Genomic DNA, 10,515 nt, shown 5'->3' on the forward strand with positions numbered 1-10,515 from the left:
GCGTCGACGAAGCCCTCTCCCTCAACCCCGACATCGTCTCCACCGCCTGCCCCTTCTGCCTCGTCATGCTCACCGACTCCGTCAACGGCAAGAAGGCTGGATCCGCCAGCGGCTCCGCCGCGGGCGGCAAGGCCGAGGAGTCCATCCAGGTCGTCGACGTCGCCCAGCTCCTGCTCGACTCCGTCAAGACCCCGGCCGGGGACCAGGCGGTGCTGCCGTAAGCCGGGCGGGCGGGAAAAGACCGAGGAACGACGGAGGGGCCGTCACATGGCGGCCCCTCCGTCGTTGGCCGATGCGGAGCGATGCGCATTCACATACTGAGCACTACATGAAACCGTCTATGCGGTTTGTTATTCTGTCCGCATGGTCAAACAGGAGCGAGCCGCGCGCACGCGGCGTTCGCTGATCAAGGCTGCGGCCGAGGTGTTCGCCGAGGTGGGCTTCGTTCCTGCGTCGCTGGGCGCCATCAGCGCACGCGCCGGTGTCAGCAGTGGGGCGCTGCACTTCCACTTCGCCACCAAGGGCGTGCTCGCCGAGGCGGTCGAGGAGGAGGCCGGTGAGACCGTACGCCGGCTCACCGAGGCGGCACGGGCCCAGCAGGGTGACTCCTTGCAGGCCGTGGTGGACGCCACGCACGAGCTGATGCGTGTCCTGGCGCAGGATGTCGTGGTCCGTGGCGGCTTCGAGCTCGCCGGTGACATCGGGCGCCGTGCGACCTCGCCGCTGCGCAGGCAGTGGCAGCTCTGGGTGGAGGACAGCCTGCGCCGGGCCGAGCGCAGCGGTGCGCTCGCGGAGGGGGTGCACTGGGCGGACGCCGCCCGGGTCGTCGTCGCGGCCACCGTGGGCATGGAGGTGCTCGGCGGCGGGGAAGCGGCCTGGCTTTCCCGGCAGAACGTCACCCGGTTCTGGGAGGTGATGCTGCCGCGGCTCACCGGCGACCGGAACCGGGGTGCGGTGGTGAGCTCCGGTTCGCGGCCGCCCGCCGCCACGTCCGCGGAGCCGCGGCAGCGGCCGGTACCGCGCCCCGAGCGATAGCGGGCGCGGGCGCGGCGGTCGCTGCCGCGGCATCGGGGAGAGCCGGACGTCCCCTTTGATAAATACCGGATGTGCGGGCTTTTCTCGTTCTTGAATGTCCCTCTGGGTCGCCGTGTGCGGGGGATGAAGGATTTTCGAGTAGCCCTCCCGATTTCCTCGTCTTTTCCTCCGGGTGTTCTTATGCGTTTCTCGAACACGGTGATGTTTGTCGTTCTTTGAGGATTGCTCGAATGCCGCTGAAGGAACCGGTGCCTCCGGTGCGGGTGCGGCTAGCGTGCACGTTTGCCGACGACTTTCCGCCATCGGGAGTGCCCGACGACGAACGGAGGGAACCATGGAGATTCAGGTCTTGGGTCCGCTGTGTGCCGCCGTGAACGGGGACTCGATCGTCCCGACCGCCGGGAAGCCACGACAGGTTCTCGCCCTGCTCGCGCTGTATCCGAGCCGCGTCGTACCCGTATCGACGCTGATGGAGGAGATCTGGGGGACGGAGCTGCCGCAGAGCGCCATGACCACCCTCCAGACGTACATCATGCAGCTGCGCCGGTGCCTGGGCACCGCGATGGGGCCCGACGCCCCGGGCGCGGCGAAGAACATTCTGGCCACGCGCCACGGCGGCTACCTGCTCCAGATCCCCCCGGAGTCGGTGGACGTGCACACCTATGAGCGTCTGGTCGCCGAGGGCCAGGAGGCCTTCGAGGAGGGCGACGACGAGCGGGCCGCCCGCTGCTTCCGGCAGGCGCTCGCCCTGTGGCAGGGGCCCGCGCTGGTGGACCTGCGGCTCGGTCCGGTCCTGGCGATCGAGGTCACGCGGCTGGAGGAGTCCCGGCTGGTGACCGTGGAGCGGCGCATCGACGCGGACCTGCGGCTCGGCCGGCACGCGGAACTGATCGCCGAACTCACCGACCTGATCGCCCGCAACCCCCAGCACGAAGGCCTGCACGCGCAGGCGATGGTGGCCCTGTACCGGTCCGGCCGGCAGGCCTCCGCCCTGGACGTGTACCGCAAGCTGCGCGAGGGGCTGATCGAGGAGCTCGGCGTGGAGCCCTCGCCGCAGCTCCAGCGGCTGCACCAGGCCATGCTCGCGGTCGATCCCGCTCTCGACGTGGTGGCCGGACCGCGCCGCGGCTCCACCTTCGACCGGTACGCGGCCTGAGGAGCTTTCCCCGACAATCGCGTTCACGTTCCGGCACGGTCCGAATCGGAAGTCTCCGATTTCGCCGCCGCCATTCCTCTGCCGTGGAATCACATCGCGCCCCGAGTCCCGGCTCGGTTCGGTCTCGAGTGTGATTCGAGGCCGCTCGGAGATTCTCGGATTCCGCCCCGGCGGGATCTGGAGCGGACGTAGAGGAGGGTGCCATGCCGATCGAACAGCCGGTACGGCTGCACTGTTTCGCACACTCCGGTGACGGCGTCTCCGTCTTCGAGGGCTGGGCCGCGAGCGTCGGACCGGGTGTGGAACCGGTACCGGTCCGCCTGCCCGGATTCACCAGCCGGCGGACCGAGCCGCGGGCGACCACGCACGAGGCACTGCTCGCCGATGTCCTGCCGCAGTTCACCGAGCCGGAACCCGGCCCGTACGTCCTGTACGGGCACGGCCTGGGCGCGGTGATCGCGCTCACCGTGACGCGTGCCCTGCACGACCTGGGCCTGCCGGGCCCCGCCCTCCTCGCCGTCGGCGCCTGCTCACCGCCGCACGTGCCGCCCCAGCTGCCGGACGTCCGCCGGGCGACCGACGACGAACTTCTGCATGCCCTGAGCGGCAAGGGCGCCGTGCCGCCCGGCAGCGACGAAGGGATCCTGCTGCGGGCCATGCTGCCGGTGCTCCGCGCCGAGCTGGAGCTGGCCCAGGACCTGCACGAGGCGGCCCGCAGGTCCTCCCCGGCCGGCCCGCTGACCACTCCGGTGCTCGTCGTCGACTCGCAGGACAACCCGCTGGCCCCCGCCTCGACGGTCGACGGCTGGCGCCGGTGGACCGAGGGACCCGTCTGGTCGCGCACCGTGCCCGGGAGGCACTTCTTCGTACGGGGAGGCCGCGAGCTGCCCCGGCTCCTGGGCCGGGCCTGCCGCGTCGTCCGCCGGCTCGTCGAGGAGCCCGCGCCCGTCGGCTGATGCCGTGTTCCGGCCGTCGGACCGGGTTTCTCGTCCTGCCGTCCGGTCCGGGCCCGCGTCCGGGCGGCGCACTGCGCAAAGAGAGGTGTTCAGATGTCTGGTGAGTGTGCCGGCAGCACGACGCATCACGTCCATGTTTCCGCGCCCGCCGGGGTGGTCTACGCGGTGGTCGCAGACGGGGCGAAGCTGCCACTCTATTGCTCCCAGATCATCCATGCGGAGTGCCTGGAGTCCGACGGGGAGTGGGAACGCCTGCGGATGTGGTGTCTCGTGGACGGCCAGGTGAACTCGTGGACGACCTGGCGGCACCTGGACCCGGTGAAGCGCCGCCTGAAGATCCGGCCGAAGCTGCCCGGGGCTCCTCTGGAGTCGGTGCGCGGCGTGCTGAGCGTACGGCCGGAGGGCCCGCGCGAGACCGATCTGGAACTGCGCGTCGGCGTCGCCGACCTGCCTCGCACGGAGTGGACGGAGCGGGCCGCGAGCCTCGCCATCCGCGCGCAGCTCGCCGAGCTGAAGGGCTTCGCCGAGCGGTGGACGCGCCTGGACGATCTGATGCTGACCGTCGAGGACTCGATCCGCTTCCAGGGCCCGGCCGAGCCGGCCTACGACTTCCTGTACCGGGCCGAGGGCTGGCCCGAGCTGGTGCCCGACGTCGCCCGGGTCGCCCTCACCGAGGAGGCGCCCGGAGTGCAGCGGATGACGCTGGACCGGCTGACCGAGAACGGCTCCCTCACCACCGCGGCGGTACGGATCTGCTTCCCGCACGCGGGCCGGATCGTCTACAAGCAGACGGTGCCCCTTCCGCTGCTGGAGGCGCACGCCGGTGAATGGTCCGTCGTCCCGGACGAGACGGGCACGACCATCACCTCGAAGCAGACCGTCGTGCTCCGCGAGGAGGACATCCCCCTGGTGCTGGGCCGGGACGCCGACCTCGCCGAAGCGCGTCGCCATGTACGGGCGATGCTCGGCCGCACCAGCACCACCCTGCTCACCCTGGCCCGGCAGCACGCGCAGCGTGCGGTGCGCATGCTGGTCCCGGCGACCGCGGCAGGCGGTGGCGGAGCCGTGGGTGAGTGCGTCTGAGGCGAGGCGCCCCCCGGCCCCCGCCGACCGCTCCGCCCTCTGCCCCCGCAGACCCGCGTTCCGCGCCGCCGCCCCCGCCCGTTCTAGGGCCACGCTCGGACCCCGCTGTACACCCGCTCGGGATAACGGACTTCGGGCGCGACTGCCCATAGCGTGCTCATCTGCACCGCTGTGGACGCAGGCAGGTCAGGAGGCCGTGATGGGAGAGAGGCAGTACGGCGCGGTCCGGGCAGCCGGCCACGCGCGGCGGACCGCGGGCCCCGGGGCATCATGACGTCTCCCCGCCACCCGCATGCGCCGGTCTCCGTGGTCGTCGACCCGGGACACCCTCCGTTGCCGGCACAGTGGGACCTTCAGGTGCACGGGCCCCACGACGAGGCCGCGCTGGAACGGCTGCTGGACGAGCCGGCCGCCGGTGACCCGGACCGGGCCGGCTGGCGGCACCGGCTGCTGCGGCACGGGCCGGACCACCACACCCTGCGGTTCACCGCGCCCCAGGGCGCGCCCGTCGCGTTCGTCGTGGGCCGCATCGCCGACCGCCTCACCGAACAGCCGCTGTCCGACCGGCCGCTGACCCCCGCACAGTGTGCGACGCTCGCACGGGAGGGGGAGCGCCGGTACGAGGCGATGGTGATCGAGGTGCCCGGGCCCCCGGCGACGGGTGCGAAGGCCGGTGCCGTCCTGGACGCGGACGCGCTGCGCGAGGCGCTGCGTACCGTCGTGGCCGCGCACCCTCAGCTGCGGTCCCGGCTCGACGCGGCAGGCGGCCGTGCCGCAGCGGGCGCCGGGGACGGAGCCGAGCCGGACCAAGAGCTGCTGGTGGAGGGCGAGTTCACCGGCGAGGCCGAGTTCGCCGCGCTCGTGGACCGGGCCGGCCGGACGCTCGACGCGGACGCCGGCGTCCAGCTGCGGGGCCTGCTCGCCAGGGACCGCCGTACGGACGGACCGCGGGCCGACAGGATCGCCCTGGTGGCCCCTGCGCCGGCCGTGGACGCCGGGTCCTGGCGGATCCTGCTCGACGACCTGACCGCCGCGCTCGGCAAGGCTCCGGGACGGCCCCGGCCCGAAACGGACGGCCCGGACGGCCCGGGCGACACGGGCGAGCCGGGCGAGCCGGACGCTCTGGCCGACTGGGTCGCCGAACTGCGGGAGCTCGCCGGTGACTCCGCCGAGGCCGAGCACTGGAGCCTGGTCGCCGAACGCAGGTCCCAGGCGGCCGGCGTCCGCCGGCTCGCCCCGTACCCGGGGGAGTCCGGCCGGCGGACCGAGCAGGCCGCCCCGCCCGCCGACGGCGAGAGCCGGACGGACGTGAGCGCGACGGGGACGAAGGACCGGCCCACCGACGCGCCGGCGCCCGGACCGGACACCGGGTGCACGGGAGAAGAGGCCGGGCCCGTACCGGACCGGACCCCGCCCGGCGTCCGGCACACCGGCTTCGCCCTGGACGAGGACCTCACCGAACGGATCGCGCAAGGGCTCGCCCGGCGGCTCGCGCTGACCACCGGACAGGTGCTGACCGGGGTGTTCGCGCTCGCCCTGGCCCGCTGGCAGGGCGCCGACGAGGTCTGCTTCGACGTACGCAGCGATCCGCGTCAGGAGCGGCGGGCCCTGCGGCATCACGTGGGGCGGCTGGCCGAGCCGTACCCCGTCCAGTTCACCCTCGCACCGGGTTCCGGCCCCCTCGGCCGGCTGACGGCCCTCGCGGGGCCCCTGGCCGCCTGTGCCGGCCGCGCCGCGGGCGGTGCGGGGTTCGGGGCCTGCCGTGAGTGGAGCAACGACCCGGCGCTGCGCCGTACCCTGCGCGACCTGGCCCCCGCCCGGGTCTGCCTCACCCTCGACGTGCCCCTCGACGGGCCGGGCGGGGCGCTGCCCGGCCCCGCCCGGCACCGGCCCGCCCACCGCATCGAGGCGCGGGCCGGGGTCCGCGACGGCAGGCTGCACATCGGTCTCGAGTGGGCCGGCGACGCCGCGGACGACGTCACCGGCACCTCCGCCGGTGCCCTGGCGCAACTGCTGCGGGAGCTGCTGGAGGAGCTGGCCGCCGCACCCGCGGCACCGATACCGCGCGCCTTCCGGGCCACCCCCCAGCAGTCGGCGCTGTACACGGGCGGCGACGCGGGGCCCGGCACCGGGCGCCACGTCGAACAGCTCGTCTGGGTCTGGCGCAGCCCCCTCGACATCCGCCGCTTCACCGAATCCTGGCAGTCGGTCTTCGACGCCGAGAGCGTGCTGCGCACCGCGTTCACGGACGGGACCGAACCGATGCTCGTCACGCACGAGCGGGTCGTACCGGACATCACCCGCCGGGCCTTCCCCGACGGTGACTGGCCCGCCTTCCTGGAGCGCGACCGGCTGCGCGGCTTCGACCTTCGCCGCCCCGGCGCGCTGCGGCTCACCCTGCTGGAGACGGAGCAGAACCGGACCGCGGATCCCGTCACGCCCACCCGGATCCTGGTCACCTATCACCGGGCGCTGCTCGACACCTGGAGCGCGCACCTCCTGCTGCGCGAGTTCTACCGCGCCTACCTGGCGGGCGGCACCCTGCCCGGTGGTGAACGCCGCCCCGACCTGCGCGACTACACCGCCTGGGCCGCCGCCCAGGACCCCGGACCGGCCAGGGGCTTCTGGGCGCGCAGCGCGGCGTCCGACGGCGCGGCCTCCTGGCCGGTCCGGCCAGGACGGTCCGCCGCGCCGGCCGGTCCGACCGGTGTCGGCCGGGCCCGGCTGCGCCTGGACCCCGTGGAGACCACCCGCCTCGCCCGCTGGGCGGGCACCTGGGGCAGCGCGGAGAGCAGCGTCCTCCAGGCCGTGTGGGCGATGCTGATCCACCGTGCCTCGGGCGCCACCGGCCCGGCCCCGGTCTGTTTCGCGGTGACCGTGTCGGGCCGCGGCATCGCGCTCGACGGCGTGGCCCGGATGCCGGGACCGCTGCGCAACCCGCTGCCGATGACCGTCGAGGTCGACCCGGCGGGCACCGTGCCGCGGCTGCTGCGGCAACTGCGCGACCGCGCCCTGGACATGGCGGCCTACGAATGGGTGCCGGCCGACTGGATACGGACCTGGAGCGGCACCGACGCCGATCCCGACACCCTCATCGTCTTCGAGGACCCGCCGCATCCGCTGGACGGACTGGAGGCCGAACTCGCCGCGCACGGCATCCACGCCGAGTTCCCCGACACCCTGCCGGCCCGCTCGGTCCTGCCCGTCGGACTGCTCGCCCACCACGACAGCGCGGGCGGCCTGGTCCTCACCGGCGTGCACGACCGGGCCCTGCTGGACGAGGACGAGGCCGCCCAACTGCTCGCACAGAGCGCCCTGTTGCTGCGCACGCTGCCCATGTCCGCGGGCGAGACCACCACCGTCGGCCAGGTTCTGGCACTGCTGGACGACAGTGCCGTACCGCCCCTGACCGGGGCCGGCGGAGACCCCCCGCTGGTCACCCTGCGGGCGGCACGCCGGGACCGGGCGGGCACGATCTGTCTGATCCCGCCGCCGGGCGCCCCCGAGACCTGCTACGACCTGCTGGCCGGCAGCTACTCAGGGCCGCAGGAACTGCTGCTGCTCACCGCCGGCACCGGCCCGGACGGGATACGGCGCGCCCTCACGGCGCTCGGCGCCGGCCGGCCCCTGCTGCTGGCCGGATTCTCCGGTGCCGGTGTCCGCGCCTGCGACCTCGCCCTGCGCATCGCGGAGGACGGCGGCCGCCCGCCGCGGGTGGTGCTCGCCGGAGCCGCCGCGGACCAGGACGAACAGGAGCGGACCCGCGCGCTCGCCCGGGCCCTGCGGGACGCCGCCGCGGCCGAGGTGTGACACCGGTCCACTCCTGTTCCGTCACTGTTCGAGAGTCCCTCGTTCGCCGTTCTGCATCGTGGCTGTGGCACGGGTGACCCTGCCCGGTCGCTGACGCCGTTCGTGCTGTGGACCCGCAACCATCTGGAGAGACATGTCCCGTCGACTGTTCACCTCGGAGTCCGTGACCGAGGGGCATCCCGACAAGATCGCCGACCGGATCAGCGACACCATCCTCGACGCGCTGCTGCGTGACGACGCGTCCTCGCGCGTCGCGGTGGAGACCCTGATCACCACCGGACAGGTGCACGTCGCCGGCGAGGTCACCACGAAGGCCTATGCCCCGGTCGCCCAACTCGTGCGCGACGCCATCCTCGAGATCGGCTACGACTCGTCTGCCAAGGGTTTCGACGGCGCCTCCTGCGGCGTCTCGGTGTCCATCGGCGCCCAGTCCCCGGACATCGCGCAGGGCGTCGACACGGCGTACGAGTCCCGGGTCGAGGGTGCCGCCGCGGGCGGGGACATCGACGAGCTGGACCGGCAGGGCGCGGGCGACCAGGGCCTGATGTTCGGCTACGCGACCGACGAGACGCCGAACCTGATGCCGCTGCCCATCGAGCTGGCCCACCGGCTGTCCCGCCGCCTCACCGAGGTCCGCAAGAACGGCACCCTCCCCTACCTGCGCCCGGACGGCAAGACGCAGGTCACCATCGAGTACGACGGCGACCAGCCCGTACGGCTGGACACGGTCGTGGTCTCCACGCAGCACGCCTCCGACATCGACCTGGAGACGCTGCTCACCCCCGACATCCGCGAGGAGGTCGTCGGTCACGTCCTCAACCGGCTCGCGCAGGACGGCATCAAACTGGAGACCGAGGGCTACCGGCTGCTGGTCAACCCCACCGGCCGTTTCGAGATCGGCGGCCCGATGGGCGACGCCGGCCTGACCGGCCGCAAGATCATCATCGACACCTACGGCGGCATGGCCCGCCACGGCGGCGGCGCCTTCTCCGGCAAGGACCCGTCCAAGGTCGACCGCTCGGCGGCGTACGCGATGCGCTGGGTCGCCAAGAACGTCGTCGCCGCGGGTCTCGCCGCCCGCTGCGAGGTCCAGGTCGCCTACGCCATCGGCAAGGCCGAGCCCGTCGGCCTCTTCGTCGAGACCTTCGGCACCCACAAGGTCGAGACCGAGAAGATCGAGAAGGCGATCACCGAGGTCTTCGACCTCCGCCCGGCCGCGATCATCCGCGACCTCGACCTCCTCCGCCCGATCTACGCCCAGACCGCCGCCTACGGCCACTTCGGCCGCGAGCTGCCCGACTTCACCTGGGAGCGCACCGACCGCGCCGCGCCGCTCCGGGCAGCCGCGGGCCTCTGAGCCCGGCACCAGCGACCGAAGCGATCGAAGGAGTTCCCGTGCGCATCGCGGTGACAGGATCCATAGCCACCGACCATCTGATGGTCTTCCCCGGGCGGTTCGCGGACCAGCTGCTCCCCGACCAGCTCGCGCATGTCTCGCTCTCGTTCCTCGTCGACCGGCTCGAGGTGCGCCGCGGCGGGGTGGCGGCCAACATCGCCTACGGACTCGGCGGCTTCGGGCTGTCGCCCCTGCTGGTCGGGGCGGTCGGCACGGACTTCGCCGAGTACGCGGTGTGGCTGAAGGAGCACGGCGTCGACACCGGCGGAGTGCACGTCTCCGCCGAACGGCAGACGGCCCGTTTCATGTGCATCACGGACGAGGACGCCAACCAGATCGCCTCGTTCTACGCGGGGGCGATGACGGAGGCGTCCGAGATCGATCTGCGCGCACTCCTCACCGGTGCCGAACGCCCCGGCCTGGTCCTGATCTCGCCCGACGACCCGTCCGCGATGCTGCGGCACACCGCCGCGTGCCGGGCCCTCGGCATCCCCTTCGCGGCCGACCCCTCGCAGCAGCTGGCCCGCCTGGACGGCGGCCAGGTCCGCGACCTGGTCGACGGCGCCACCTGGCTGTTCACCAACGAGTACGAGGCCGCGCTGCTGACGGAGCACACCGGCTGGAGCCGCGGCGAGGTCCTCGAGGCCGTCGGCACCTGGATCACCACCCTGGGCGCGGAGGGCGTACGCGTCGAACGCGCCGGAGCGTCCCCCCTCACCGTCCCCGCCGTCCCCGGTGTGGAGCCGGCCGACCCGACCGGCGGCGGCGACGCCTTCCGCGCCGGATTCCTGGCCGCCATCAGCCACGGCGTGCCGTCGGAGCACGCGGCCCGGCTGGGGTGCGCCCTGGCCTCCGTGGCCCTCCGCGCGGTGGGGTCGCAGGCCCACGAGGTCGACCCGGTGCGGCTCGCCGGCATCGTCGAGCGGGCCTACGGACCCGGTGCGGCCGAGCCACTCGCGGCCCTCCTGGGCGAGCAGTCATGAACGCCGACACCCGGACCCGTGTGTCCGCCCTGCGTGAGGCACTCGCCACCCGTGTGGTGGTCGCCGACGGGGCGATGGGCACCATGCTCCAGGCGC

8 protein-coding genes are annotated in these 10,515 nt (G+C 73.3%); all 8 read left to right on the top strand.

The window, feature by feature from the left end:
* On the top strand, positions 1–221 hold a 221-nt coding region (locus tag AB0E77_RS33735), incomplete at its 5' end, for a hypothetical protein (protein WP_361578685.1).
* 142 nt (positions 222–363) lie between these two features.
* The gene (locus AB0E77_RS33740; protein WP_361578688.1) at positions 364–1,035 is read left to right on the top strand and encodes a ScbR family autoregulator-binding transcription factor; all 672 of its coding nucleotides are present in this window, start codon (positions 364–366) and stop codon (positions 1,033–1,035) included.
* A gap of 334 nt (positions 1,036–1,369) precedes the next feature.
* Positions 1,370–2,191 (top strand): AfsR/SARP family transcriptional regulator, encoded by an 822-nt coding sequence (locus AB0E77_RS33745; RefSeq protein WP_361221284.1) that lies wholly within the window; start codon positions 1,370–1,372, stop codon positions 2,189–2,191.
* Between the two features lie 203 nt (positions 2,192–2,394).
* A complete protein-coding gene (locus AB0E77_RS33750; RefSeq protein WP_361578691.1) occupies positions 2,395–3,147 on the top strand; it encodes an alpha/beta fold hydrolase in 753 nt (250 codons plus the stop codon).
* Between the two features lie 93 nt (positions 3,148–3,240).
* Entirely contained in the window at positions 3,241–4,230 is a 990-nt protein-coding gene (locus tag AB0E77_RS33755; RefSeq protein ID WP_361578694.1) for an SRPBCC family protein, read from the top strand.
* A gap of 357 nt (positions 4,231–4,587) precedes the next feature.
* On the top strand, positions 4,588–8,040 hold the full coding sequence (locus AB0E77_RS33760) for a condensation domain-containing protein (RefSeq protein WP_361578697.1): 3,453 nt from the start codon (positions 4,588–4,590) through the stop codon (positions 8,038–8,040).
* A 133-nt stretch (positions 8,041–8,173) separates the two neighbouring features.
* On the top strand, positions 8,174–9,397 hold the full coding sequence (gene metK, locus AB0E77_RS33765; protein WP_361578700.1) for a methionine adenosyltransferase: 1,224 nt from the start codon (positions 8,174–8,176) through the stop codon (positions 9,395–9,397).
* 38 nt (positions 9,398–9,435) lie between these two features.
* Complete coding sequence (locus AB0E77_RS33770; protein WP_361578703.1) at positions 9,436–10,419, top strand: carbohydrate kinase family protein; 984 nt, start codon at positions 9,436–9,438, stop codon at positions 10,417–10,419.
* Positions 10,420–10,515: the final 96 nt, after the last annotated feature.

Origin of the sequence: Streptomyces sp. NPDC032940, from assembly GCF_040636935.1 — a bacterium.
Lineage (GTDB): Bacteria > Actinomycetota > Actinomycetes > Streptomycetales > Streptomycetaceae > Streptomyces.

Coding starts and splice junctions, on each gene's coding strand:
- AB0E77_RS33740 (WP_361578688.1), top strand. CDS start 364: ATGGTCAAACAGGAGCGAGCCGCGCGCACGCGGCGTTCGCTGATCAAG.
- AB0E77_RS33745 (WP_361221284.1), top strand. CDS start 1,370: ATGGAGATTCAGGTCTTGGGTCCGCTGTGTGCCGCCGTGAACGGGGAC.
- AB0E77_RS33750 (WP_361578691.1), top strand. CDS start 2,395: ATGCCGATCGAACAGCCGGTACGGCTGCACTGTTTCGCACACTCCGGT.
- AB0E77_RS33755 (WP_361578694.1), top strand. CDS start 3,241: ATGTCTGGTGAGTGTGCCGGCAGCACGACGCATCACGTCCATGTTTCC.
- metK (WP_361578700.1), top strand. CDS start 8,174: ATGTCCCGTCGACTGTTCACCTCGGAGTCCGTGACCGAGGGGCATCCC.